Source organism: Pseudooceanicola sp. NS-SX9, assembly GCF_057380705.1.
Window position 1 is genome coordinate 16,271 of record NZ_JBXXRN010000005.1, and the last position, 26,126, is coordinate 42,396.

The 26,126-nt window shown below is 68.4% G+C and carries 21 protein-coding genes; 15 read left to right on the plus strand and 6 right to left on the minus strand.

Annotation, left to right across the window (positions count from 1 at the left end; genetic code table 11):
* Positions 1–39: 39 nt before the first annotated feature.
* Together AC2ITM_RS21140 and AC2ITM_RS21145 are read right to left on the minus strand one after the other, a co-directional pair.
* Positions 40–1,650 carry an alpha-D-glucose phosphate-specific phosphoglucomutase gene (locus AC2ITM_RS21140; RefSeq protein ID WP_486470362.1) on the minus strand — a complete coding sequence of 537 codons (1,611 nt, stop codon included), beginning with the start codon at positions 1,648–1,650 and terminating at the stop codon, positions 40–42.
* 922 nt (positions 1,651–2,572) lie between these two features.
* On the minus strand, positions 2,573–3,490 hold the full coding sequence (locus AC2ITM_RS21145) for a LysR family transcriptional regulator (RefSeq protein ID WP_486470363.1): 918 nt from the start codon (positions 3,488–3,490) through the stop codon (positions 2,573–2,575).
* Between the two features lie 130 nt (positions 3,491–3,620).
* On the opposite strand from AC2ITM_RS21145, the gene AC2ITM_RS21150 reads away from it, so the two are divergent.
* From AC2ITM_RS21150 to AC2ITM_RS21185, 8 genes are all read left to right on the plus strand, one after another.
* Positions 3,621–5,423 carry a CocE/NonD family hydrolase gene (locus AC2ITM_RS21150; protein ID WP_486470364.1) on the plus strand — a complete coding sequence of 601 codons (1,803 nt, stop codon included), beginning with the start codon at positions 3,621–3,623 and terminating at the stop codon, positions 5,421–5,423.
* A complete protein-coding gene (locus tag AC2ITM_RS21155) occupies positions 5,420–5,872 on the plus strand; it encodes a hypothetical protein (protein ID WP_486470365.1) in 453 nt (150 codons plus the stop codon). Before AC2ITM_RS21150 ends, AC2ITM_RS21155 begins: the two co-directional genes overlap by 4 nt.
* Positions 5,863–6,663, plus strand: coding sequence for an ABC transporter permease (locus AC2ITM_RS21160; RefSeq protein ID WP_486470366.1), 801 nt, complete (start codon positions 5,863–5,865; stop codon positions 6,661–6,663). The genes AC2ITM_RS21155 and AC2ITM_RS21160 overlap by 10 nt, the downstream gene beginning before the upstream one ends.
* 18 nt (positions 6,664–6,681) lie before the next feature.
* The gene (locus AC2ITM_RS21165) at positions 6,682–7,719 is read left to right on the plus strand and encodes an ABC transporter ATP-binding protein (RefSeq protein ID WP_486470367.1); all 1,038 of its coding nucleotides are present in this window, start codon (positions 6,682–6,684) and stop codon (positions 7,717–7,719) included.
* 36 nt (positions 7,720–7,755) lie between these two features.
* Positions 7,756–8,793 carry an extracellular solute-binding protein gene (locus tag AC2ITM_RS21170; protein ID WP_486470368.1) on the plus strand — a complete coding sequence of 346 codons (1,038 nt, stop codon included), beginning with the start codon at positions 7,756–7,758 and terminating at the stop codon, positions 8,791–8,793.
* A 3-nt stretch (positions 8,794–8,796) separates the two neighbouring features.
* Positions 8,797–9,627, plus strand: coding sequence for an ABC transporter permease (locus AC2ITM_RS21175; protein ID WP_486470369.1), 831 nt, complete (start codon positions 8,797–8,799; stop codon positions 9,625–9,627).
* Positions 9,628–9,983: 356 nt separating this feature from the next.
* Positions 9,984–10,940: a hypothetical protein gene (locus tag AC2ITM_RS21180; RefSeq protein ID WP_486470370.1), complete on the plus strand. Its 957-nt coding sequence runs from the start codon at positions 9,984–9,986 to the stop codon at positions 10,938–10,940.
* Positions 10,941–10,950: 10 nt separating this feature from the next.
* A complete protein-coding gene (locus tag AC2ITM_RS21185; RefSeq protein ID WP_486470371.1) occupies positions 10,951–12,282 on the plus strand; it encodes a carbohydrate porin in 1,332 nt (443 codons plus the stop codon).
* Positions 12,283–12,307: 25 nt separating this feature from the next.
* Here the strand turns inward: AC2ITM_RS21185 and AC2ITM_RS21190 are convergent, their stop codons facing one another.
* Positions 12,308–13,096, minus strand: a complete 789-nt coding sequence (locus tag AC2ITM_RS21190) for an SDR family NAD(P)-dependent oxidoreductase (protein WP_486470372.1) — start codon at positions 13,094–13,096, stop codon at positions 12,308–12,310.
* A gap of 89 nt (positions 13,097–13,185) precedes the next feature.
* On the opposite strand from AC2ITM_RS21190, the gene AC2ITM_RS21195 reads away from it, so the two are divergent.
* From AC2ITM_RS21195 to AC2ITM_RS21210, 4 genes are all read left to right on the plus strand, one after another.
* Positions 13,186–13,743 carry a TetR/AcrR family transcriptional regulator gene (locus AC2ITM_RS21195; protein ID WP_486470373.1) on the plus strand — a complete coding sequence of 186 codons (558 nt, stop codon included), beginning with the start codon at positions 13,186–13,188 and terminating at the stop codon, positions 13,741–13,743.
* A 424-nt stretch (positions 13,744–14,167) separates the two neighbouring features.
* Positions 14,168–14,584, plus strand: a complete 417-nt coding sequence (locus AC2ITM_RS21200) for a hypothetical protein (protein WP_486470374.1) — start codon at positions 14,168–14,170, stop codon at positions 14,582–14,584.
* 80 nt (positions 14,585–14,664) lie between these two features.
* Positions 14,665–18,342: a M10 family metallopeptidase gene (locus AC2ITM_RS21205; RefSeq protein ID WP_486470375.1), complete on the plus strand. Its 3,678-nt coding sequence runs from the start codon at positions 14,665–14,667 to the stop codon at positions 18,340–18,342.
* A 2,086-nt stretch (positions 18,343–20,428) separates the two neighbouring features.
* Positions 20,429–20,824, plus strand: a complete 396-nt coding sequence (locus AC2ITM_RS21210; RefSeq protein WP_486470376.1) for a (R)-mandelonitrile lyase — start codon at positions 20,429–20,431, stop codon at positions 20,822–20,824.
* A 482-nt stretch (positions 20,825–21,306) separates the two neighbouring features.
* On the opposite strand, the gene AC2ITM_RS21215 is transcribed toward AC2ITM_RS21210, so the two are convergent.
* Positions 21,307–22,434 carry an S-(hydroxymethyl)glutathione dehydrogenase/class III alcohol dehydrogenase gene (locus AC2ITM_RS21215; protein ID WP_486470377.1) on the minus strand — a complete coding sequence of 376 codons (1,128 nt, stop codon included), beginning with the start codon at positions 22,432–22,434 and terminating at the stop codon, positions 21,307–21,309.
* Positions 22,435–22,662: 228 nt separating this feature from the next.
* On the opposite strand from AC2ITM_RS21215, the gene AC2ITM_RS21220 reads away from it, so the two are divergent.
* Positions 22,663–23,685 carry a GlxA family transcriptional regulator gene (locus AC2ITM_RS21220; protein ID WP_486470378.1) on the plus strand — a complete coding sequence of 341 codons (1,023 nt, stop codon included), beginning with the start codon at positions 22,663–22,665 and terminating at the stop codon, positions 23,683–23,685.
* 4 nt (positions 23,686–23,689) lie between these two features.
* On the opposite strand, the gene AC2ITM_RS21225 is transcribed toward AC2ITM_RS21220, so the two are convergent.
* Positions 23,690–24,292 (minus strand): superoxide dismutase, encoded by a 603-nt coding sequence (locus AC2ITM_RS21225; protein WP_486470379.1) that lies wholly within the window; start codon positions 24,290–24,292, stop codon positions 23,690–23,692.
* A 90-nt stretch (positions 24,293–24,382) separates the two neighbouring features.
* Here AC2ITM_RS21225 and AC2ITM_RS21230 point away from each other — a divergent pair, with 90 nt between their 5' ends.
* Both AC2ITM_RS21230 and AC2ITM_RS21235 read left to right on the plus strand, forming a co-directional pair.
* On the plus strand, positions 24,383–25,045 hold the full coding sequence (locus AC2ITM_RS21230; protein WP_486470380.1) for a helix-turn-helix transcriptional regulator: 663 nt from the start codon (positions 24,383–24,385) through the stop codon (positions 25,043–25,045).
* Positions 25,042–25,506 (plus strand): group III truncated hemoglobin, encoded by a 465-nt coding sequence (locus AC2ITM_RS21235; protein ID WP_486470381.1) that lies wholly within the window; start codon positions 25,042–25,044, stop codon positions 25,504–25,506. Before AC2ITM_RS21230 ends, AC2ITM_RS21235 begins: the two co-directional genes overlap by 4 nt.
* Positions 25,507–25,579: 73 nt before the next feature.
* Here AC2ITM_RS21235 and AC2ITM_RS21240 read toward each other — a convergent pair whose 3' ends face one another.
* On the minus strand, positions 25,580–26,041 hold the full coding sequence (locus tag AC2ITM_RS21240) for an Lrp/AsnC family transcriptional regulator (RefSeq protein ID WP_486470382.1): 462 nt from the start codon (positions 26,039–26,041) through the stop codon (positions 25,580–25,582).
* Positions 26,042–26,126: the final 85 nt, after the last annotated feature.

Consider the following 26,126-nt stretch of genomic DNA (forward strand, 5'->3'; position numbering starts at 1 on the left):
GATCCCGGGATACGTCAGGTCCCCGCAGGTGGCCTTCGATCAGGTCATCACGTCCGGGCCTTCGCGACCGGTCCGGGTCTTCAGACCGGTCAGCGCGTCGATGGCCGACACCAGCGGAGCCAGCGCGGCCTGGGTCTCGATCCCCAGATCGCCCTCGGCGGGGGTGTATTGCTCAAGATAAAGACGGATCGTCGCCCCCTCGGTGCCGGTGCCCGACAGGCGCATCACCGCGCGCGCGCCGCCCTCGAAATAGACCCGCATCCCCTGGTTTTCCGAGACCGACCCATCGACCGGATCGGTGTAGGAGAAGCTGTCGATCTTCTCGATCCCCGCCGGCAGGTCCGTGATCGCCTTCAGATCGTCCATGATCGCATTGGCGATGCCGGCATCCACGGCCTCGTAATCGTGGCGCGAATAGTAGTCGCGGCCATAGGTCTGCCAGTGGTCCATCAGCACTTCGGCGACCGACAGCTTGCGCACCGCCAGCACGTTCAGCCACAGCAGCACCGCCCAAAGGCCGTCCTTTTCGCGCACGTGGTCCGAACCGGTGCCCGCGCTTTCCTCGCCGCAAAGGGTGGCCTTGCCCGCATCCAGCAGGTTGCCGAAGAACTTCCACCCCGTGGGGGTTTCATAGGCGCCGATGCCCAGCTTTTCCGCCACCCGGTCCGCCGCGCGCGAGGTCGGCATGGAGCGCGCCACGCCCGCCAGCCCGCGCGCATAGCCCGGCGCCAGATGCGCATTGGCCGCCAGCACCGCAAGACTGTCCGACGGCGTCACGTAGATGCCGCGGCCCAGGATCATGTTGCGGTCGCCATCGCCATCCGAGGCAGCGGCGAAATCGGGCCCGTCTTCCGCCATCACCATGTCGACCAGGGGTTTTGCCCAGATCGGGTTCGGATCGGGGTGGCCCTTGCCGAAATCGACCAGCGGCGTGCCGTTCAGCACGGTGCCCGCAGGTGCGCCCAGCGTGCCTTCCAGGATCGCCTTGGCATAGGGGCCGGTGACGGCGTGCATGGCGTCGAATTTCATCGTGAAGCCGCCGGTCAGCAGGCTGCGGATCGCATCGAAATCAAAGAGCGTCTCCATCAGCGCGGCGTAATCGGTCACCGGGTCGATGATCTCGACCACCATGTCACCCAGCGAGGTTTCCCCCAGGGCGCTCAGATCCAGGTCGGCCGTGTCCAGGGTCTTGTATTCGCGGATGGTCTTGGTCTGCTCGAACATCGCGCCGGTCACGCCCTCGGGCGCCGGGCCGCCGTTCGCGATGTTGTATTTCAGGCCGAAGTCCTCGTCGATGCCGCCGGGGTTGTGGCTGGCCGACAGGATCAGCCCGCCATCGGTGCCCCGCTGGCGGATCAGGTTCGAAGCCGCCGGCGTCGACAACAGCCCCCCCTGACCCACGATGCAGCGTGCCGCACCATTGGCGGCGGCCATGCGCAGGATCGTCTGGATCGCCTCGGCGTTGAAATAGCGCCCGTCGCCGCCGACGACGAAGGTCTTGCCCTCACAGCCGCCGATGGCGTTGAAGATCGACTGGACGAAGGCCTCGACATAGCCGGGCGTCATGAACACGCGGGTCTTCTTGCGCAGGCCCGAGGTGCCGGGCTTCTGGCCTTCGAAAGGGGTTACCGATTTGAGTATCACGTCCATCAATCCTGTCGTCCTCAATATGGTCCGGGATGCGGGCCACCAGAATATTGCGGCCCGGTCGGGGGCAAACCTATCGCAATTGCATGACTTAGACAGGAGGCCGATGCAAATTCCGGGTGACGTTGCAGAAAAACGCCGTCCGGGCACGCAGTCGCCGTGCAATCCGGCTGGCCGGCTCATCTCTCGGGCGATCCCCGGTCAGGGACGGCCCGCAGGGCCAAGGTGGCGCAGCGCCCTGCCCACAGCCGACAAAGCGCCTGGTCCCGCAGATCCCCGAGACAGCCCAAAGTCGCCCGGGCGCGCGGCGGCCCAAGCTGCGCCTGCCTGCCGCCACGCGGCGCAGCTTTGCCCCTTGTCAGCCCGGCGAACATCACCGGTTGGGTCCCTGGCGGGCCGAACGTTTCGTTGGTGCGCCTGGCGGCAGACCAAGCGGCCCCGCTGAGCGTCACGCTGCTGGTGGCTGGGTCCCAGCCGGGGCGGATCGGCGCGGCCGGGCATCAGTGGCCGGGCAAGGCGTCGTCCCGGCCGCGTCCCCCTGGCCTGCGCCGGAAGGCGGCCAGCCCCGGGTCCCGATCACCCGACCGCAAGCAAGGGTGGCGCCCCATCGCAGGCGCCCTGATGCCGCCCGGGGGGGCGCGTTCCGCAAAGGCCACGGGCGACGATGCCAGCCATCGTGAAACCTCTTTCTTTGCCGAAAGCGTCGTCTGCCCGCCACCGCCACACCACAACCCGCCGAGGCCCGAGCAATGGCGGGCGCCGCCCCGAACGCCGCAGCCCGGGGCCACCCTGATCCGGCGCACCTGCCGCGCAAGCGGCGCTGGCTGTGTGCCCCTTCGATCCGGGCAGGTGCCACCGCCCGCCCTGGCCTGTCACCCGCCCCCGTCAGGGCCGCAGGTTCATCCGCCCACCCCGGCGAGGGCATTCAGCCGCGCAGACCCGCAAGCTCCCGGGCGAGGGCACCCGAGGTGCGGCGGATCTCCTGCGCCAGTTCCTCGACCACCGCCGTGCGCGTTCCCCAGCTGGGATAGAGGAACGCATAACGCAGCACCCCCTGCGGCGCGAAAGGACGCAGCACGATATCCGCGACACCGCTCGACAAGGCCACGAAAGGGTCGGTCAGGCAGCAGCCGATGTTCAGTCCCGCCATCTGGCAGGCGATGACGCCATTGCGGGCCTCCAGACGCACGTCCAGCCGCAGGCCGGTCTGCTGGCACAGCGATTCCAGATGCTGGCCCAGCAACGAACGGGCATGGGTGGCAACGATGGGATGGGCCGCAAAGGCCTCGAACGTGACTGTTTTTTGGGCAGCCAGCGGATGAGAGCGATGCATCGCCACCATCATCGGCAACTCCAGGAAGGGGTCGACCTCGAAGGCGCCTTCCCGGATCGGCAGCGGCGCCACCCCCAGATCGAAGGTTTCCTGGGTCACCCAGATGTCGATATCCAGCCGCACCCGGGCGTCGATCTGCGCCGTCATCCGGGGGTGGCGTTCCATCACCGTGGCCAGCGCCTGGTTGATCACCGCATGGGAAATGAACGGCGCGACCAGCAGGCGCACATGTTCCTTGCGACCGCGACGGATCTGGTCCGCGCGCCGCTCGGCCTCGTCCTGCGCCTGCAGAACCCGTTCTATTTCATAATATAATTCCTTCCCTTCCCGGGTCAGGTGCAGACGGCGCCCCCGCTTGACCAGCACCGCAAAGCCGACCTCCTGCTCTAGCGCGGACAGCAGGCGGCTGACCTGCGGCGGGGTACGCAGCAGGCGGTCCGCCGCCCCCCCGACCGAGCCCGTCTCGACAAAGGCACGCAGCGCCTCGAGGGATTTCTGGTTCAGATGCACGGGCCGTCCCCTTGGGCGGATGCCAGCCCATCAATTGCGTTTTCCGTAATAGTTTTTTAAAATTATTCAATTTACGCAAGTCAAATCTTTGGCCTGTGTGACGGCAACCGACCCTGACGGATGACGACCCATGACCTCGCACAGTGACTTCCACCGCCGCATCGCCGCCTACGAGGCCGACCGGCCCGCCCCCTATGCCCTGCCCGACGCCCCGGCCTCGTGCTATGTGACCATGGCCGACGGCTGCCGGATCGCCATCGATGTCTACCTGCCGCAGGGCGCCACCCCCGGGACGCGCTTTCCGACGCTGCTGCTGTTCACGCCCTATTTCCGCCGTTTCCGCCTGGCCGAGGGCTCGGACGCGATGCCCAACCCCAACACCGGCAAGTTCAGCAGCTACTTCGTGCCGCGTGGCTATGCGGTGGTGGTGATCGACGTGCGCGGCACCGGCGCCAGCTTTGGCACCCGCGATGGCTTCCGCTCGCCGACCGAGCGCCGCGACAGCGCCGAAATCGCCGACTGGGTGATCGCCCAAAGCTGGTCGAACGGCGTGCTGGGGGCCACCGGGATCTCGTATCTGGGGGCGGCTTCGGATTTCCTGGCCTCGACCGGGCATCCGGCGGTGCGCGCCATCGCGCCGCTGTTCTCGGTCTGGGACACCTATGCGGACAACTATTTCCCCGGCGGCATGCAGTGCAGCTCTCTGACGCAGATCTACGACACGCTGATGAAGGGGCTGGACCTGGACCGGCGCGCGCATCTGAAGGACTACAAATACTACGCCCATCCCGACTATCAGGGCCCGCAGCCGGTGGACGAAGATCCCGAGGGCACGCTGGTGGCCCAGGCCGTGGCCCAGCATCAGGCCAACTTCCGCCAGACCGATTTCATGGCCGATTTCGCCTATCGCGAAGAGGGCCTGCCGTATGATCCCGACTATACCAGCGCCTCGATCAGCCCCTATGCCTATGCCGAAGGCATCCCCGAAGACGTGGCGATCCTGTCGGTCTCGGGCTGGATGGACGGGGCGGGCTATGCCAATGGCGCCATCGCGCGCTTTCTGACGCTGGACCGCAACCCCCGCCATCTGGTGCTGGGCCCCTGGGACCATGGCGCCCGCATCGACGTCTCGCCCTGGCGCCAGGACGAGACGCCCGATTTCCCGGTACTGGGCTGCGTGCTGCGCTTCTTCGACACCTATCTGATGGATCAGCCCACCGGCCTGCGGGACGAACCGCCCGTCAGCTACTTCCTGATCCATGAACAGGCCTGGGCCGAGGCCGCCAGCTGGCCCCCCCTGCCGGCCACCACGACATTGCACCCCACCGACACCGGCGCGCTGACCCCGCAGGACGCCAGCGGCGAGGCGCGTTACCAGTGCACGCCAGACACCCGCACCGGCCTGGAAACCCGATACGAGCGCATCGCCGGGATGGATTCGCGCAACTATTACTGCGACTGGCAGGGCCGCGCCGGGGCCATGCTGAATTTCGACAGCGCCCCGCTGCCGCAGACCATGCGGCTGGCAGGTCATGCGCTTTTGGACATGACGCTGCGCTTCGATGCCCCCGACGCCGGTCTTTTCGTCTACCTGACCGAGGTCGAGGCCGACGGGACCGAACGCTACATCACCGAAGGCGTGCTGCGTGCCCTCTTCCGCGCCGAGGCCCCCGCGCCCGACCATACCCGCATCAGCTGGCCCTACCGGACCTTCCACCGCGCCGATGCCCGGCCCCTGCCGCAGGGCGAACCGCAGCGGATCCGCATCCCGCTGCTGCCCACCGGCTGGACGCTGTCGGCGGGCAGCCGTCTGCGGCTGTCGATCGCCGGGGCCGATGCCGACCATTTCCGCAAGGTCCCGCATGGCCGCCTGCCCGAGCTGCGCATTGACCTGGCGGCGACCTCCCTCGAACTGCCGATGGTCCCGGCATGAGCGCGCCGCGTGACTGCGCGCCGCTGCTGGCCGCGCTCTCGGCCCTGACCGAGCTGCGCGCGGCCACGGTGCTGCGCTACCGCGACAGCGGGGCCGAGCGCATCTGGTCGACCCATCCGGCGGTCTTCGCCGCCGAAGGGTTCAAGCGTTTCGACGAGGCGCCGACCATGCGGCGGGTCCGCGATGGCGGCCGCCCGGTGCTGACCGAGGGCAAGGCGGCGCTGCAGGCGGGCTTTGCCGACTGGCAGGCGATCCTTGACCGTGGCGCCGATGCGATCCTGAACCTGCCGGTCCGCGATGCCGCGGGCCGCTGCCTGGGCCAGGTCAACCTGATGGGCCTGAGCGGCGGTTTTCCGGCCGAGGTGATCGCCCGGCTTCAGGCCACCGCCGATGCCCATGCCCACTGCGTTCTGCCGCCCGAACCACAGGAGACCCCGCCATGCGCCTGACCGGCCTGATCTACCGCGGTACCATCGTGATCGCCTATACGGTGATGCTGCTGCCCGTGCTGCTGCTGGTTGTGACCTCGTTCTTCCGCGATGCCATCATCGCCTTTCCGCCCTCGGGGCTGTCGCTGGAATGGTACCGCAATGCCCTGACCCGGGATGAATTCCTGTCGGGCTTCCTGGTCAGCGTGAAGGTTGCCGCCATCGCCACCGTGATCGGCGTGCCCACAGGCACCGCCGCCGCCATGGCACTGGTGCGCAGCCGGCTGCGCTTTAAGGCCGCGATCACCACCTTCCTGCTGGGTCCGATCATCGTGCCCGGGATCGTCGCGGGCATCGCGCTCTACCTCAGCTATCTGGTGGTGCAGAACCGCCTGGACATGGATATCGTCGGCACCCTGCCGGGGCTGATCGCCGCCCATGTGCTGCTGACCATTCCCTGGACGGTGCGGGTGGTGATCTCGGGGTTGCAGGGGCTGGACCGCAGCGTCGAGGAAGCGGCGCTGAACCTCGGGGCGCGCCCCCGCGCGGTCTTCCTGCGCGTCACCCTGCCGATGATGCGCCCCGCCATCGTCGCCGCCGCGATGTTCTCGTTCATCCAGAGCTTCGAGAACCTCGAGCTGACGCTGCTGCTGGTCGGCCCCGGCATGAGCACCCTGCCCATCGCGATGATGAACTACCTCGAATTCCAGGTCGACCCCACGCTGGCGGCCGTGGCCACCCTGCAGATCGCCGTCATCGCCGCGATGATGCTGATCACCGACCGATACGTGAAACTGTCGCGCATCGTCTGACCCACCGGAGACACCCCGATGAAATCTCTTGAACTCGTCAACATCCGCAAGGAATACGGCGATGCCGTGGCGGTCGACGACATGAACATGACGATCCGCAAGGGCGAGCTGGTCTCTCTGCTGGGGCCCTCGGGCTGCGGCAAGACCACGACGCTGCGCATGGTGGCGGGCTTTGTCGCGCCAAGCGCCGGATCGGTGCTGATCGACGGCCGCGATGTCACCCACCGCCCCCCCTACGAGCGCAACACGGCACTGGTCTTTCAGTCCTACGCCCTGTTCCCGCATATGAGCGTGGCGCAGAACGTGGCCTTCGGGCTGGAAATGCGCCGCGTGCCCCGCGCCGAACGCGAGGCGAAAAGCCTGGAGGCCCTGCGCCGGGTGCGCCTGGACCACCTGGCCGCGCGCTATCCGCGCCAGCTGTCTGGCGGTCAGCAGCAGCGCGTGGCCCTGGCGCGCGGGCTGGTGCTGAACCCCGATGTCTTCCTGCTGGACGAACCGCTGTCGAACCTGGATGCCAAGCTGCGCGCCGAGGTCCGTTCAGAGATCCGCGGCCTGCAGCAGGCGCTGGAACTGACGACGCTGATGGTCACCCATGACCAGGAAGAGGCGCTGACCATGTCCGACGGGCTGGTGCTGATGGCAGGGGGCCGGGTGCGCCAGTCCGGCAGTGCCCAGGACCTTTATGAGCGTCCCGCCGATGCCTTCGTGGCGGATTTCGTCGGCCGCTCGAACGTGCTGGAAGGCCGGGTCGAGGGCGGCAGATTCCGCATGAAGGACGGCACCGCCCTGCCCGGCACCGCCCTGCCCACCGCCCGCTACTACACCCTGCGCCCCGAGAAGATCGCCCTGACATCGCCCGATCAGGGCGTGCCCGGCACCCTTCGGGAGGTGCTCTACCTCGGGGCGCAGACCGAATACACCGTGCTGCTGGGCACGACCCCGGTGACGGTGATCCGGGCCACCCCCGGCCCCGACGACACCCTGGCGCGGCTGCGTCCGGGCGACCCGGTGGGCCTGCGCTGGAACAGCGCCGATGCCCGCCTTCTGGACAGCTAGTCCCAATCACAAGACCCATCCCGACAGGAGTATCCCATGACCCACCTTTCCCGCCGCCAGTTCCTGGCCGCAACCTCTGCCGCCGGGGCCTCGGCCCTGCTGGCCCGCCCCGCCCTTGCCCAGTCCAAGGAGCTGGTCGTCGGCACCTGGGGCGGCACCTTCGGCGATCTGCTGAAGGCCAATGTCGACGAGGCGCTGCTGGTGCCGCAGGGCTACAACGTGCTGCAGGAGGTCTCGGGGCCGGTGCCGCGCCGGACCAAGCTGATCACCGAACGCACGCAGCGCCGCGGCAGCATGGATGCCGCCCTGCTGGCCGATTTCGACATGCATGCCGCCGCCCGCGTCGGCGCGCTGGAAACGCTTGATGCCGGCAATGTGCCCAATTACGACACCATCCTGCCTTTCCTGAAGAAAAAGACCTCGGTGCCGCTGATCTATTCGGCCCATGTCATCGTCTACCGCAAGGATCTGGTGAAAACGCCGCCGACCTCGGTGCAGGCGCTGTGGGATCCCGCCTACAAGGGCAAGATCGGGCTGAGCGATTTCCTCTATACCTCGAACATGGCCTATGCCGCCGTGGCCAATGGCGGCACCGTCGACAATTATGCCAATGCCGAGAAGGGCGTCGAGGGCTGGAAGGCGCTGGAAGCCAAGCTGCTGCCCTCGACCGAGGCGGTCGGGCAGGCGCTGGCATCGGGCGACATCTGGCTGACCATCATTTCCGCCGCGCGCGGCTACAGCTGGCAGAAAAGCGGCATCGACCTGGCCTGGTGCGTCCCCGAGGAAGGCGCCTTTCCCGCCGTCTACGAAGCCGGCGTGCCGAAGAACGCCCGCCATCCCGAGGCGGGGCTGGCCTATATGAACGCCCTGCTGACCCCCGCCGCCCAGGTCGCCTTCGCCGAGAAGATGGGCTATCTGCCCACCGTCAAATCCGCAAAGATCAGCCCCGAGCTGGAGGCCGTCATCGGCTTCTCGGAGGCCGAGCAGAACCGTCTGTGGACGCCGGACCTCGACTTCATCATGGAAAACCAGGCCAGCCTGCTGGACACCTGGAACCGCATCCTCAAGGGCTGAGCCATGGCGAAACTTGTTCTTCCCGCAGGCCTTCTGGTGCTGGCGCTGCTGGGCGCACCGATGCTGCTGATGCTGCGCTATTCGTTCAACAGCTTCGATCCGCTTTACCTGATGCGGCAGGCCGTGACGCTGGACAACTACACCCGCGCCGTGGCTGATCCCTATTACCAGAAGATCCTGCTGACGACCGTCGTCGTGGCGCTGAGTTGCACGCTGATCACCACGCTTCTGGCCTATGGGCCCGCCTACTGGCTGGCGCGCATGGAAAGCCGCTGGAAGAGCAAGCTGACCATCCTGACGATGTTCCCGCTGCTGGTGGGGGGGGTGGTGCGCTCGGCCGGGTACATGGCGCTGCTCAGTTCGGAAGGGCTGATCAATGCCAGCCTGCACGGGCTGGGGCTGATCCAGACGCCGCTCAGGCTGCTCTATACGCCCGGCGCCGTGATCTTCGCCACGGTGGGGATCGTGCTGCCCTACATGGTGCTGACCCTGGCCTCGGTGATCGAGAGCATCCCCCGCCAGGTCGAGGACGCCGCCGCCAACCTTGGCGCACGGCCCGGCACGACCTTCCTGCGGGTGCTGATGCCGCTGTCGCTGCCGGGCGTTCTGGCCGGGGCGACGCTGGTCTTCATCCTGTGCATGAATGCCTATGCGACGCCGCTGCTGCTGGGCGGGCCGCAGTTCCAGATGATGGCGCCGGCGGTCTACGACCAGTTCGCCCGGGCCTCGAACTGGCCTTTCGGGGCGGCTCTGGCCTTCCTGCTGCTGATCGTCACCGTGGTGCTGACCAGCCTGGGCAGCTCGGTCATCGCCCGGCGCTACAAGGCGGGCTGACCCTGCCGCCCCAGGGCGCGCCGCATCCGACATCCATTCCGACAGGGCGGGCCCCCAAGGCCCGCCCTGTCGCCTGTCCCGCCGATGCCACGGCCGCTGCCCCCCCGAGCCTATCCGCCCCGCCGATGCATGGCATCGGCAATAAGGCCGCTCCGCCGGCAAGATCCATCTTGCCAGGGCCCCTCTCTAATTGGACACTTAACCAGTCAGGCCCTCTGGGAGGAAGGCCTGACACTTAGGGAGGATTATTCATGCAAAATAAGATGATGCCGGGCTTGCTTCCGGCAATGATGGCGCTTGCCTGCTCGGCTTCCGCGGCGGCGGCCGCGTCCCCCCAGGCCTGTGACCGGGCCTGTATGGGCGAGCTGACAGAGACGGTCATCGCCTCCATCGCGGCGGGCGATCCGATGCAGATCCCGCTGGCCCGGCACTATCGTGCGACCGAGAATTCCGTGCCCGCGGCCCTGCCGATGATGACGATCTGGCAGACCGCCACCGCCGTCAACAACCACTACATAGCGCTGGATCCGGTGTCCGGCCAGGCCTTCTTCGAGGCCTCGGTCAGCGAGGGCCCCCATGCCGCCTTCGTCTATGGCCGGCTGCGTGTCGAAGACCGCAAGATCACCGAACTGGAGCTGTTCGAGAACCGCTCGCGCAGCCAGGGCGGCTTCCAGTTCGGCCCCGAAGGGGCCGCCAACCTGCCCGAGGAATGGACCCAGCCCGTCGCCGCCGACCGCCTGCCCCCGCGCGCGCTGCTGGAACAGGTCGGCCGGTCGATCTTTGACACGGCCGTCGATGCCGGGATCGGCGCCACCGACGACTGCGTGCTGATGGAGAACGGCAAGGTGGTCGAGGAACATGCCGAGGTCGCCAAGGAGGTCGGCGGCGGCGACAGCCAGCCCCGGACCGGCAAGGCCTATCAGGTCAATGCCAATGGCTCGGTTCCCATTCCCTGCGGCATCCCCCCGCAACGCCCCACCGACAGCCAGGCCCGGGTGCCGATCATCGACGAGGCGCAGGGCGTCGTGGTGGCCATGGGCATGGTGGACGGCACCGCCCAGCCCTATGTGGTGACCGATCCCACCCTGTCGGCCTTCGTGCCCGACCAGATCCTGGCGCCCTATGCCAAGATGCTGCAGGCCCAGATGAAGGGCGACCCGCCCGAGATCCCCAGCCTGACCGCCATGCCCGCAACCGGCGCCACCATGCAGCTTGTGCGGGTCTATGATGACAAGATGCAGGGCATGCAGCTGCTGGTGAACCTGGGCGCGCCCGGCGGTCGCTCTCCCTGGCTGAGCGCCGCGGGCAACTGAGGCACTCCACATGACAAAGGATCCGTACCGCTTTCGCCCTCTGGCGAAAGCGCCCCTGCTGCTCAGCGCGGGGCTGAGCATCGGGCTGACGGCCGGGGCGGCGCTGGCCGATCCCGCCGCCCCGGGCGACGATACAGACAGCCTTTCCGCGCGCCTTGCGGCGCTCGGGATCAGCTATCATGGCTTCGTGGCGGGCGGTGTCTTCAGCACCGCCAGCGGCGGCGTCGAAACCGGCAAGACCGGCGCAGGCGCCCAATTCATCAGTGGTTTCCAGCTGGACATGGACCGCCTGGCGCATTGGCAGAACACCCGCATCAACGCCGAAATCGGCTATTTCCCCTTCAACTACCCCAACACCGACAACGAATTCTTCTCCAGCTACGCCGGCAGCTACCTGGGCGGCGACCAGTATCCGCCGCACAACCGCGACGCGGTGCCTTGGCTGTCGATGCTGACGATCGAGCACAGCTGGATGGACGACCGGCTGTCGCTGGAATTCGGCAAGACCAACCTGCAGCGCAGCTTCTTTGCCAATGTCTGCGGCATCGACCTGCTGTGCTCGGATCCGCTGGTCAAATGGGACAGCACCCTGCCCGACGCCAGCGTCGGCAGCCTGGCGCTGATCGGACGTTACCGGGACGGCAACGGGCTGACCTACAGCCTGGGGGTGCAACAACTGCGCGACTACAGCGCCCTGATCGCCGATCACGGCTGGAATGCCTTCAGCACGGCGGGCGATGCGGGCACGCTGACCATGGCCAGCATCGCCCATGGCGAGGGCCCCGGCGCCCCCGTCAACGGCACGATCTGGAGCCTGACCGGATGGTATGCCGATACCGAGGTCACCAACAGCGCCACCGGCGCCCCCCATACCGGCAGCGCCGGTGCGCAGTTCAAGGGGCGCACCACGCTGTGGTCCCGGGCCTCGGGCGGGGCGGGCGGCGAAAGCCTGGCGCTGTTCGGCACGCTGGGCCGCGATTTCGACGCCGCCCAGCCGATCGGCTGGGCCGCCAGCCTGGGGCTCAGCCTGGTTGATCCCTGGACCAGCCCGGCGGGCTGGAAGGTGGCGCAAAGCTCGCTCAAGGTGGTCTATGCGCGGATCAATGCTGCCACGCTGGAGGCGCAGCGGGTACAGCGCGTGGCCCTTGGCGGTGAGGATGCGCTGACCTCAGCAGATCAGTGGCGGCTGTCGTGGGACACCACGATCCAGGTCAACCCGCATCTGATCCTGGAACCCTCGGTGCAGTACATCATCAACCCCGACAGCTCGCAGTCCTCCGACAATGCCGCCACCCCCAGGGATGGCTTCATCCTGGGCGTGATGGCGGGCCTGTCGTTCTGAGCCCCAATCCGCCCGGCCGGGCGGCTCAGGCCGGCTGAAGGTAGCGCGCGGCGGGCTGCGCCTGCGCGAAATTCGGCAGCATGGCCTGGCGGGCCGCTTCGGCGGCCTGCCACTGGGCCGCGTCGGGCAGGGCCGGGATCGTCACGGCCTCGCGGCGATCAAAGCCCACCAGCGCGGCATCGACCAGCGCCTCGACCTCCATCACGCCCGCCATCTGCGACACGTCGTGACCGCTGTGCTGCCAGATCTCGGTCCGGGTTGCCGCCGGCACCACGGCCTGGACATAGACGCCGCGGGCGCCCAGCTCGGCATGGAGCGCCTGCGACAGGAACAGCACGAAGGATTTCGTCGCGCCGTAAAGGCTGGCCCCGAATTCCGGCGCCAGCCCGATCACCGAGGAGATGTTGATGATCGCCCCGCCCCCCGCAGCCACCAGGCGCGGCGCGATCGCATGGGCCAGCCGCGCCACTGCCGTGACATTCAGCGCCAGAAGACGGTTCAGATCCGCCGGATCATGCCCGGTGAAACCGCCCGGGATCGCCGTCCCGGCATTGTTGACCAGCAGGCCGATCCGGGGGTCTTCGCGCAGGCGGGTCTCGATCCGGGCCAGGTCGGCCTCTGCGGTCAGATCGGCCGGCAGGACCTCGACCGCGACGCCGGTCTCGGCCCGCAGCCGCGCAGCCAGGGCCTGCAGACGGTCCAGATTGCGCGCCACCAGCACCAGGTCATGGCCGCGCTCGGCAAACCGTCGGGCATAGGTCGCACCGATGCCGGTCGAGGCGCCGGTGACAAGTACTGTCGTTTCAGGGGTCATGCGGGGCTCCATTTATTCATGATGACCATCATGTATTGAAAGATGATAGCCATCATGTATAAAGTCAAACGAAATAACGGGGGGCCGTCATGCGCGTCAGCAAGGACCAGGTTGCACAGAACAGGGCGAAGATCCTTGAGGCCGCGGGGCACCTGTTCCGCGCCCGGGGCTTTGATGCGGTCACGGTGACCGAGGTGATGCAGGCGGCAGGGCTGACCCACGGCGGATTCTATGGCTATTTCAAGAACAAGGATCATCTGATCGCCGAGGCCCTGGGCGCGGCCCTGGGCCCACAGATGGCGCCGCCCGGCGATCTGGACAGCTTCGTTGCGGGCTATCTGTCGGCCGCGCATCGCGACGATGCCGGGCGTGGCTGCCCGATGGTGGCACTGGCCACCGAGGCGCCGCGCCAGACCGGCCCGGTCCGTACCGAGATGACCGAGGGGCTGAAACGCCAGCTGGAGGCCATCACCCGGATCGCCCCCGGCGCCACCGAAACAGACCGCCGCGCGGCTGCCATCGGCCTTTGGGCGACGATGGTCGGCGCCATGACCCTGGCCCGGCTGAGCGAGGACCCCGCGCTTTCGGACGAGATCCTGACGGCCAGCCGCGCCTGGCTGACGGGCGCCGCATCCACGCCTGGCTGAGGCGCCTGCACTGCCCCGGGTGAAATGCAGAAAATCCGAGGGATCCTGCCGCGCAGGGCCGCCCGGCGCGCCGCATTGCGGCCCGGGCGCGGATCGCCGCATTCCCAAGGCAGCCGAAACGGCCCGGATCAGCCCGCCTTTCGCCCCCGGCGATGCCAAACCCTATAAAAGGCAAAGGCTTGCCTCCCTCAGAATGGCCTCGGGCAGCGCAGCGTGTAGGCCCCCCAGGCCGGCCGAAGCTGGCCCGTGCAACCCGGCGACCCGGCGGCAGCCGGATCTGGGGCCATCGCGCGATCAGGCGCCTTGGCCGCATCCCGGTCTCAATTCGGCCATAACTCTCGCTTAGACCCGGCCCGGGCCACCCTGCAAGGGACGCACGCCCGACCGGAGAATCCGGAGCCCTTGACCGAAGGACTCTCCGTCTATGCCTGCCAGATCGTCCCTTTGCCTGCTGTTTTCCCCGGTCGCTGCCGCGCTGCTGGTCTGGATGCCCGATGCCGGTGCCGGCCAAGCGGGCACGCCGGTGCGCCAGGTGCTGTTCGACTGCCCGGCCGACCCGGCGCTTTGCGCCGCCCTGACCCATGCCCTGTCGGAACGGGCACCGGATACCGAGGTGCGGCCCGCAACCGGTGCCGCCGCCCCCGAGCAATGGCTGATCCGCTACCGTGACCTCGAGGCCCCCGCCACCGGCCTGCGTGGCCAGCTGAGCTGGCAGACCGGTCCCGCATCGGTGGTCGAGGGGCCGGTCCTGACGTTCTCGGTCCTGGACCAGCCGTTGGGCGCGGCGATGCTGCAGGACTATGCCCGCCAGCTGATCCGCGCCTCTGACCTGCCCTTCTGAACCGCCGCCCGACCCCGGTTTCCCCAGACCCAGACCCAGACCCAGACCCAGACCCAGACCCAGACCCGAAAGGTGTCGCCATGTGCCTGATGTGCCAGACCCTGAACCCCTCCGAGACCGGATACGACAGCCACGGGCTGACCAACCTGGCCGCCACAGGCACCGGCAGCACGACGCTTTCCGCCGTCCTGCCCACCTATACGGTGGATCAGGCGGCCTATCAGCTGACCAATGGGTTCTGGGCCTCGATGGGCTATGGCAGCCGGCATTTCGACGTACAGACCGGCGGCACGCTGACGGTGAACCTCTCGGCGCTTGGCGCCACGGCCAGGGCCACGGCGCTGAAGGCCCTCGATGTCTGGAGCCAGGCCACGGGGCTGACCTTCGTGCAGGCCAGCTCGGCCGACATCACCTTCGGATCGTCGCAATCGGGGGCCTATTCGACCTCGTCCACGATCGGCGACAAGATCGTGTCCTCGATCGTCAACGTCCATGACAGCTGGCAGGGCTACGGCGACTACTACCTGCAGACCTATATCCACGAGATCGGCCATGCCCTGGGCCTGGGCCATGCCGGCAACTACAACGGCACCGCCGATTTCAACACCCAGGCGGTCTTTGCCAATGACAGCTGGTCGATGTCGGTGATGTCCTATTTCAGCCAGACGCAGAACCCCAACATCGCCAACAGCTATGCCTTCACCGCCACGGCCCAGCTGGCTGACATCGTGGCGATCCAGAACCTGTACGGCGTGGCCACGACCACCAACACCGGCAACACGGTCTATGGCGACAATGCCAATGTCAGCCAGACCGGCATGACCCTGTCGGGCTGGGCGGTCTGCCTGATCGACAACGGCGGCAGCGATGCGATCAACCTGGCCAGCCGCAGCGCCGCCCAGCGGCTGAACCTGAACGCCGAGACCTATTCCGATGTCGACGGCCGGATCAACGTCCTGTCCATCGCCCGCGGCACGGTGATCGAGAACGCCTTCCTGGGAACCGGCAACGATACCGTCAGCGGCAATGCGGCCGACAACCTGATCTCGGGCGGGGGCGGCAATGACGTGATCGGGGGCGCGGCGGGCAACGACACGCTGATCGGCGGCGTGGGGGCCGATACGCTAACGGGCGGCGCCGGTGCCGATGCCTTCGTCTTCACCGCCCTCAGCGAGGCCGGAGACACCGTGACCGACCTGTCGGTCAGCGACCAGGACCGGATCGACCTGGGGGGCCTGCTGACGGCGCTCGGCTATACCGGCGACACGGCGGTGGCGGATGCGATCGCGGCGGGCGTGCTGTCGCTGCGCAGCGCCACCGGCGGGGCTGATCTGATGGTCGATGCCGATGGCAGCGGCGCCGGCACCGCGATCCGCCTGGCCTTCCTGAGCGGGATCAGCGCCAGCACCGACCTGACCGGCCTGTTGTCGGGGGCCGGCGCGGGATCGGGCGGCACCGGCGATGGCGGCGGTACCGGCACGCCGGACACGGCCGAAGGCATCGACACGCTCTATTACTTCAACGACTCGGTGATCCGGAACTGGCTGGCAGGCTACCTGCTGAGCGATCTCGATGGCGGGCGCGACACGCTGGACCTGCGCGCCTTGCGCAGCTCGGTCCTGCTGGATCTGGGCGCGGGCCAGACCAGCACGATCAACGGCAAGGCCCTGACCATCGGCAGCGCCACCTGGATCGAGAACGCCCGCACCGGCCGTGGCAACGACACCGTGCTGGGCAATGCCGCCGACAACCGGATCGAGGGCAATGCCGGCAACGACAGCCTCAGCGGGCTTGCGGGCAACGACACGCTGATGGGCAGCATCGGCAATGACCAGGGCGACGGCGGGTCGGGTGACGACATGTTCGACGGCGGCGCGGGCAATGACCTGGCCTATGGCGGATCGGGCAATGACACGCTGCTGGGCGGGATGGGGCTGGACCGCCTTTACGGCAATTCCGGCGATGACCTGCTGGATGGCGGCGCCAACAACAGCCTGCTGTCGGGGGGCGAGGGCAACGATACCCTGCTGGGCGGCAGCGCCAACGACAACCTGATGGGCGACGAGGGCGACGACCGGATGATCGGCGGATCGGGCAACGACACCGGTCAGGGCGGCGACGGCAACGACCTGTTCGATGGCGGCGCGGGCAACGATCTGGGCTATGGCGGGGCGGGCAATGACAGCCTGAGCGGCGGATCGGGCGTCGACCGGCTGTTTGGCGGATCGGGCGACGATGTGCTGGACGGCGGATCGGGCAACAGTTTCCAGTCGGGCGGCGAAGGCAATGACACGCTGATCGGGGGCTCGAATACCGACAACCTGCAGGGCGGCGAAGGCGACGATTCCCTGCGGGCGGGCAATGGCAACGACCTGGCCTATGGCGGATCGGGCGACGACGTGATCGACGCCGAGGCGGGCAATGACAAGCTGTTCGGCGGCGCGGGCCACGACACGCTGCTGGGCGGCGCGGGGCTGGACCAGCTGCGCGGCGAAAGCGGCGACGACTGGCTTGATGGCGGATCCGGCAATGGCACGCTGATCGGGGGCGCGGGCAATGACACGCTGCTGGGCGGATCGGGCATCGACAGCCTGCTGGGCGAGGATGGCAATGACGTGATGCGCGCGGGATCGGGCAATGACCTGGCCAATGGCGGCGCGGGCGATGACCTGATCGAGGCCGAGGCGGGCAATGACCGCCTGTATGGAGGCCTTGGCGACGACACCTTGATGGGCGGCGATGGCATCGACATGATCTATGCCGGATCGGGCGATGACGTGATCGACGCGGGCACCGGCAATGACCGCGCCTATGGCGGGGCCGGAAACGACACGCTGCTGGGCGGCGACGGCATCGACATCCTGATGGGCGAGGCCGGCAACGACCTGATCGACGGCGGCGACGGCCGCAACACCCTGGTGGGCGGTGACGGCGACGACACCTTGACCGGCGGCGCCCATGACGACAGCCTGACCGGAGACGCCGGCCGCGACATCCTGTCGGGCGGCGGCGGCCGTGACCGGCTGCTGGGGGGCTTGGGCGACGACACGCTGTCGGGCGGCGCGGGCGATGACCTACTGTCGGGCGATGACGGTGATGACAGCCTGACCGGCGAAGACGGCAATGACAACCTCTATGGCCGCAACGGCGACGACACGGTGCTGGGTGGGGCGGGCAATGACCGCCTGTTCGGCGACAACGGCGCGGATCTGCTGGAGGGTGATATCGGCAACGACCAGCTGACCGGCGGCGCGGGCGACGACACGCTGACCGGCGGCGACGGCATTGACCTGCTGCGCGGCGGCACCGACGATGACCTGCTCGATGGCGGCAACGAGGCCGACCGGCTGTTCGGCGATGCCGGAGACGACACCCTGCTGGGCGGCGACGGCAACGACAGTCTTGACGGCGGGTTGGGCAACGATGTGATCACCGGCGGGCTGGGCATCGACACGCTGCGCGGCGGGCTGGGCGCGGATACGTTCGTCTTCGACACGCTGGCGGGCTGTGGCGACGTGGTGGCGGATTTCTCGATCCTGGCGGGGGATGTGCTGCAGATTTCGGGGCTGCTGCAGTCGAATGGCCTCAGCGTTTCGCAGGCGCTGGACGATGGATTGCTGGCGCTGGCGCGCTCCGGGGTGCGGGACGCGGCGCTGACCCTTGACCTCGATGGCGACGGCGGCGCCCAGGCGGTTCGGCTGGCCCTGCTGATCAACACCAGAAGCACGATCGAACTGGACGAGAGCTGGCTGACCTGACCCCTTCCCCCGGGGCACAGGCCATCCGGGGCGCGCGCCGCAGGGCCGCCAGCCGGGGACCGGGCGTCTCCGGTTCGGCCAGAAGCCGGGCCCTTCCCGGTCACGGCGATGACGGCACGGGCCTCGCTGGCGAATGCCAGCCGGCCGACCGCGCAGTACCGCAAGGATCAGCCCCGACCGGCCCTAGTACGGCCCCTCCAGCTTCTGGCGCCGCCGCCCCGTTGGTCACCCGGCATCGGCGCGGGATCGACGGCACCACAGGCCCAATGGCACGCGACGGTGATCCTGCGCCTGTTCATCTGCCCGGATGAAGCAGGCCCCAACGCCCGACCCCAGGCCTGACAGGCCGGCGCCGGGCCACAATCCGGTCGGATCGCCAGCCCACGGCCCCGCAACGCCTGCGCTGCAGCAGATCCGGTGCAGCTGCGGCTGGGGACATGCGGCAAGGCCGGGCGCCCGGCGGAAACATGGCGGCTGTCGAGGCGTTCCTGGCCCCGCGCGGTTGCAGCCGGACCGCCCCTGCAGGCGGGCTGATACGGTCCTGAAGGTCGAACAGGGCATCCAGCCAGTCCTCGAAGCCCCCCGGACCCGAGCCCCCGCCCATCGGCCCGCAGCAGCTGCCCCGCGAACCGGGACCGGCCACCGGGGCCTCATCCAGAGCACCGCCGCCCGGCACTCACCTGGCCGTGCGGTCCCGCACCGCACAACCATGGGCGGCCGGGCGATGCCGCCCGCTTCAGGCCCAGGCCGAAGGCACCGCATATCCCCCGGCGATGCCGCCCGCAAAGAGCGTATCGGCCCCGTCTTCCTTCTGCGCAGCACCGTTTCGCGCCGGGCGATCACCGTCCTGCGGCAGCGTCGCCAAAGCCGGGCGCGCGGTGCGCTCCGCATCCGTTTGCGCGGCAGGCCCTGCCTGCAGGCATCTGCGCACAGGCCTGTCCGAAACGGCGCCAAGCCGGATGACCGACAGAGCTGCCCGGCTGCAGGCCAAACCGGCTGACGGCTGGCCCGCTGACTGTCGGGCCGGATCTTGCACATCCCCGCCCCACCCCGAGGCCAAAGGACCTGCGCCCGGGCGGATGTGATCGGGGTGGCGCAAGTCACCGGGATCGCCACCAGAGAGGCACCTTCGGCCAGGGCCTTCACCGCCTGACCCGGCGGCATGCCATCGGTTTCCACCGTGACCGGGATCGCAGCCGGCAGTCCGGTCCGCGCCGCCGCAAGGGCGATGCCCGGGGCCTCGCCGGTGGCACCCAGCCTGCAGGCGCGGACCATCTGCACCCCGGCCTGCTCCTTTGTCGGCGGGGCAAGATGGGCGGCCGCGTCCTTCGGCTGCGCGATCCCCCGATGATCGCCATCGCCCCGCAGCCGATCTGCAGACGGGCCAGGGTGGCGCCCCGGCCGCAATCTGGGCGGCCAGCGCCACCGCCGCACGGGCACAATCAGGGCGGCGCATCCGCCCCATGGCAAAGATGGGCGCCCCGGCGATGCCCGCACCCGAGGGCCCGTTTTCAGGCCGGAACGGATCGGGCGAACGCCTGTTTCAGATGCCCGGCCAGCCCGCAGGATGGCGGTACCCAATGCCTGCCCCGTCCCGTTCTGCCCACAGCCTTCGCCGCGCCGCTGTGCAACCAAGGGCCGATGATCGTGGGCCAAGATCACCTGGCGGGTCAGATCCGGTTCGCCATCCTTCAGGCCATCTGCCCTGCCATCGCACCCCTGCTGGCACAGCGGCCGCGCCCGCCGGAGGTCCAGGCATCAACGGCCCCCTGGCCATCGGTCACCGCGACATGGCCTGTCCCATGCCGGGCTGGCAGGTCCCGTGCCCCTTCGCCGCCGAAACCAAGCCGCTGCACTGACCGGATCCGTCGCCCCGGATCCACCGACCGATCAGGGCGCGCATTCATGATCCATGATCATCTCGGCAATACCCGTATCCGCCCTTAAGGTTTGCCGCCAAAAGGTGACATGAAGGCAACCGAGGCCGCAGGGGACCATGCCGGTCCGCCTGGGCTTCCCGGGCGGCGCCACGGCGCATGCCCCGCCATTCACGAAACTGCGCCAGCTTGCGCGGAAAGGACAGACCATGAAGATCACCCGTTCAGGCAGCACGCCCTCGATGAAGGGCCCCGAAGCCTGGTTTACCGGCACCGTCCGCGTCGATCCGATGTTCCAGGCCGAGGCCCCCGGTCGGGTCAGCGGCGCCCATGTCACCTTCGAACCCGGCGCCCGCACCGCCTGGCACACCCATCCTGCGGGGCAGACCATCGTGATCACCTTCGGGCGCGGCCGCGTCCAGCGCGAAGGCGGCCCGGTGGAGGAGGTCTCGGCCGGAGATGTCGTCTGGTTCCCCGCCGGAGAGAAGCATTGGCACGGCGCCAGCCCCGATTGCGCCATGAGCCACCATGCGATCCAGGAAGTCATCGACGGCTCCGCCGTGACCTGGATGGAGAAGGTCTCGGACAGCGATTACGCCGGCTGAACGTTTCGCAGGCAGGACCGCTGGCAGAGCCTGACGGCCGCGCCGGCCTTGCCGCCGAGCCTTCCGGGAGGCCGCCGCGATAGACCCCTTCGGGTCATTGCGGAGGGATCGGTTTGCGCGCAGGCTGGCCCGGCGCGGGCGGGGATGAATGCAGGGGCCGCAGGGATGCGGCCGCCGCGCCGGTTCGATGGGCACAACAAACCCGGCATGTGACGCTGCACCAGCCCTGCCGGCCGCGCTTGGCGCGCGTCCCCGACCGGACCCTGTCCCACCGGTTCGATGGGCGCCCGCCCGGCGCCTCAGGCCCGGCACGGCGGATGGCATCCCCGCACCGTGCAAGGCGGAGGCCATCCGCCGTGCCGGGCAGAACGCATGGCCCCGGCCCGGAAGATCCCGGGCCCATGCGAAGGCCGGTCCGACGTCAAAGCGGCCCGGCCCGCAGAACGCGGGCCGGGTGCGGGACAGGGTCGTCCCGGGCGGGATCAGTATTCGATGACGGCGCGGATGGATTTGCCCGCATGCATCAGTTCGAAGCCCTCGTTGATCTCCTCAAGCTTCAGCTTGTGGGTGATCATCGGGTCGATCTCGATCTTGCCATCCATGTACCAGTCGACGAATTTCGGCACGTCGGTGCGGCCCTTGGCGCCACCGAAGGCCGTGCCCTTCCAGACCCGGCCGGTGACCAGCTGGAACGGACGGGTGGAAATCTCGGCCCCGGCAGGTGCCACGCCGATGATCACCGACACACCCCAGCCCCGGTGCGAGCATTCCAGCGCGTCGCGCATCACCTTGACGTTGCCGGTGGCGTCAAAGCTGTAGTCCACGCCGCCGATCTGGTCGATGCCGCGCTTGGTCAGATCGACGATCGCCTGAACCGTGTTCTCGACCTTCGAGGGGTTGACGAAATGGGTCATGCCGAACTTCTTCGCCATCTCCGCCTTGTCGTCATTCAGATCGACGCCGATGATCATGTCGGCGCCTGCCATGCGCAGGCCCTGGATCACGTTCAGCCCGATGCCGCCCAGGCCGAAGACCGCCGCGGTCGAGCCGATCTCGACTCCGGCGGTGTTGATCACCGCGCCGATGCCGGTGGTGACGCCGCAGCCGATGTAGCAGATCTTGTCGAAAGGCGCGTCCTCACGCACCTTCGCCAGGGCGATCTCGGGCATGACGGTGTGGTTGGCGAAGGTCGAGCAGCCCATGTAGTGGTAGATCGGCGTGCCATCCAGCATGTGGAAGCGGGTGGTGCCATCGGGCATCAGGCCCTTGCCCTGGGTGTTGCGGATCGCGGTGCACAGGTTGGTCTTGCCCGACAGGCAGGAGGCGCATTCGCGGCACTCGGGCGTGTAGAGCGGGATCACGTGGTCGCCGGGCTTCAGCGTGGTGACGCCCGCGCCCACCTCGATGACCACGCCGGCGCCTTCATGGCCCAGGATGCAGGGAAAGATCCCTTCCGGGTCGGCGCCCGAACGGGTGAATTCGTCGGTGTGGCACAGGCCGGTGGCCTTGATCTCGATCAGGACTTCGCCGGCTTTCGGCCCGTCCAGTTCGACTTCCATGATCTGAAGGGGTTTGCCGGCCTCGAGGGCGACGGCTGCACGGGTGCGCATGAGAAGTTCCTTTCGGTCTGTCCTTGGACCCCCGCCGCTTGGCCCGGGATGCGGGCGGCGGGATGGGGACCCGGGTCACGTTCTGCAAAGACGGTGCCCCCTGCGGCGACACCCCCTTTTACCACCCCCAGAAGTCCTATAACCCGGGCCTCGGCGCAATCGGGATGATCGGACATTTCCGGACAAGTGACCCCCAGATCGCGTCCCCCGCCCCGAAGCCGAGCCGCCATGACCGATTGCCCGCCCCCCGACACCCTGCCTGATGCATCCCACCCGGTGCGTCGCAAGGTCCAGATCGTCATCTACCCGGGCTTCAAATGCCTCGAGGCGGTCGGCCCGGTGAATGTCTTTACCGCCGCCAGCCGGGCGCTGGCCGCCGCAGCCCACCCCGCCCGCTACGAGGTCGAGCTGGTGGCCCCCGAGGCCGGGCCGGTGCCCTCGGAAAGCTTCCTGTCGCTGACCGCCGGCCGGGCGCTGGCCGATTGCCACCCCGAGGACACGGTGATGATCGCCGGGGCGCTGGATATCGCGGCGGCGCTGCAGGCCCATCCGCAGATCGTCGACTGGTGCCGCCGCCACGCCGCACGCACGGCGCGCTTTGCCTCGCTGTGCACCGGCACCTTCTTTCTGGCCGAGGCCGGGCTGCTGGACGGGCGCCGCGCCACCACCCACTGGAGCGTCGCCGAACGGCTGCGCCAAAGCTATCCGGACGTCCGCGTCGAGGCCGATGCGATCTTCCTGCGCGAGGGCAACCTTTACACCTCGGCCGGGGTGACGGCGGCCATCGACCTGGCCCTGGCCTTCGTCGAGCAGGATTTCGGCCGCGACCTGGCGCTGTCGGTGGCGCGCGACATGGTGATCTACCTCAAGCGTCCGGGCGGGCAGTCGCAGTTCAGCGCCGTGCTGACCGGCCAGTCCCAGGCCCGCGCCGGCATTGCCGACATCCGGACCTGGATCCATGCCAACCTGGACCGCAAGCTGCAGACCGGGGACCTGGCGCAACGCGCCGGCATGAGCGAGCGCAACTTCGTGCGCCAGTTCACCCGTGACGTCGGCCAAAACCCGTCGGACTATGTGATGAACGCGCGCTGCGAACGCGCCACCACGCTGCTTCTGGAAACCGGCCTGCCGGTCAAGACCATCGCGCACCGGGTCGGGTTTTCCTCGGATGACCAGATGCGCAAGGTCTTCAACCGCAAGTTCTCGCTGACGCCACGCGGCTATCGGGACCGGTTTTCGACCTCGGCCTAGGCGATCAGCCCAGGTTGGCCTCGGCGAATTCGTAATTCGCCAGCCGGTCCAGGAAATTGCTGACGTAATCGGGGCGACGGTTGCGGAAATCGACGTAATAGCTGTGTTCCCAGACATCCAGCCCCAGCAGCGCCGTGCCCTCGCCGGTGGCCAGCGGATTGACCCCGTTCGCCGTTGCGGTCACCGCCAGGCTGCCGTCGGGCTTCTGGATCAGCCAGGCCCAGCCCGAGCCGAACTGCCCCGTCGCCGCCGCCTTGAAGGCCACCTTGAACCCCTCAACCGAACCGAAGGCCTCGGTCAGGCGGGTCTCAAGCGTGCCGGGGATGCCGCCACCGCTGGGCGACAGCGCGTTCCAGAAATGGATGTGGTTCCAGTGCTGGCCCGCCTGGTTGAAGACGCCCGCACGCGCCGCATCGCCATGGGTCAGCGCAATGATCTGCTCCAGCGTCTTGCCGTGCAGGTCGGGCTGGGCCTCGACGAAGCCGTTCAGCGCCGTGACATAGGCCTGATGATGCTTGTCGTGGTGCAGTTCCAGCGTTTCCTGGCTCATGCCGCGGGCGGCCAGGGCGGCGTGGGAATAGCCGAGGTTGGGAAGGGTAAAGGTCATCTTGGGGTCTCCTTGCGGGCGGGTGCTTGCGCCCCGGGCACCGCCTTGGTATTTAACAAAGCAATTACTTTGAAAAAGATCGGAGCCAATATGTCAAGCGACGACTTGGAAAAAGATCGGTCGCCGCGCGCCGCGCCGGACCGGCTGCTGATGACGCTGAAGATGCATGGGGCGCTGACTTCGGCCGCGATCGGACGCCGCCATGGCATCACCGCCGAGGCCGCCCGCCAGCAGTTGCTGAAGCTGCACGAGGACGGGCTGGTCAGCGAAGAGCGCCGCAGCGCCGGGCGCGGCCGTCCGGCGGTGCACTGGTCGCTGACCGGGAAGGGCCAGGCGCGGTTTCCCGACACCCATGCGGCGCTGACCGTCGACCTTCTGGGCAGCATCGCCCGCGTCCTGGGCCCCGAGGCGCTGGAGCGCATCATCGCCGAACGCGAGGCCAGCACGCTGCGCCAGTACCGTGACGCCCTGGCCGACTGCGACGGGACCCGGTCGCGGCTGGAGGCCCTGGCCGCGCTGCGCAGCGCCGAAGGCTACATGGCCCGGGTCGAGGACGGCGGCGACGGCACGCTGCGCCTGATCGAGAACCACTGCCCGATCTGCGCCGCCGCCAGCGCCTGCCAGGGCTTTTGCCGGTCCGAGCAGGCGGTGTTCCAGTCCGCCCTGGGCGCCGGCACGACGGTCGAGCGCGACGAGCACATCGTCAGCGGCGCACGCCGCTGCAGCTATGTGATCCGCGAGGTCGGCGCATGACGGACGCAACCTCGCGGCTGGGCGAACCCAGCCTGCACGACGCCCTGGCCGAGGGGCTGGACGCGGCGATGATCCAGCGCGTGGTCCACCATTTCTACGCCCTGGTGCGTCGCGACCCGCTGATCGGCCCCGTCTTCCTGGCCCGGATCCCCGAAGACCACTGGCCGCAGCATCTCGACAAGATCACCGCGTTCTGGAGTTCGGCCCTGCTGGGCACCCGCAGCTACTCGGGTCGGCCGATGCCCAAGCACCAGGCCATCCCCGAGCTGGAGGACGCCCATTTCCGCCGATGGCTGGCGCTGCTGCGCCATACCGTGACCACGCTGTGTCCACCGCAGACGGCGGCGCTGTTCATCGCGCGCTCAGAGCGGATGGCCGAGGCGTTCCGGATGAACCTGGCCGCCCATCGCAGCGCCGTCCCCACCTTCCTGCGCCCCCTCACCCGCGAGGACTATCCCTGACCACCCGATCCCGGGCGGGGGGAACCGGGCGTCCGGCGAAGGCCCGCCCCCGGCCGATGCATGCGATGGCGCCTCAGACGGGCGGCGGCGGATAGACGGTGGCGCGCTTGACCACGCCATAGGCAAAGCTGGAATCGATCGAGGCGATCGCCGGGATCGCATGCAGCTTGCCCCGCACGAAATCCTCATAGGCCTGCAGGCTGCGCACCAGCACCCGCAGCAGGTAATCGGAACTGCCGGTCATCATGTAGCAATCCAGCACCTCCGGCAGGGCATGGATCGCGGCCTCGAAATGCCGGACGGTCTCGGCGGTATGGGCCTGCAGCCCGATGCGCACGAAGACCGTGATCGGCAGGCCATAGGCGGCCTCGTCGACGAGGGCGGTATAGCCGGTGATGATCCCGGCCTCTTCCAGCGCCCGCACCCGCCGCAGGCAGGGCGAGGGCGACAGGTTCACCCGCTGCGACAGATCCTGGTTGGTCAGCCGCCCGTCGCGCTGCAGCGCCGCGATGATCTGGCAATCTTTCTGATCCATTTGCGCCCTCACTGGCATGATCTGCCCCATTTTCCCTGATCAGGGCAAGGAAAGGCAAGCACTTGCCCGCCGAACCGTCCTATCC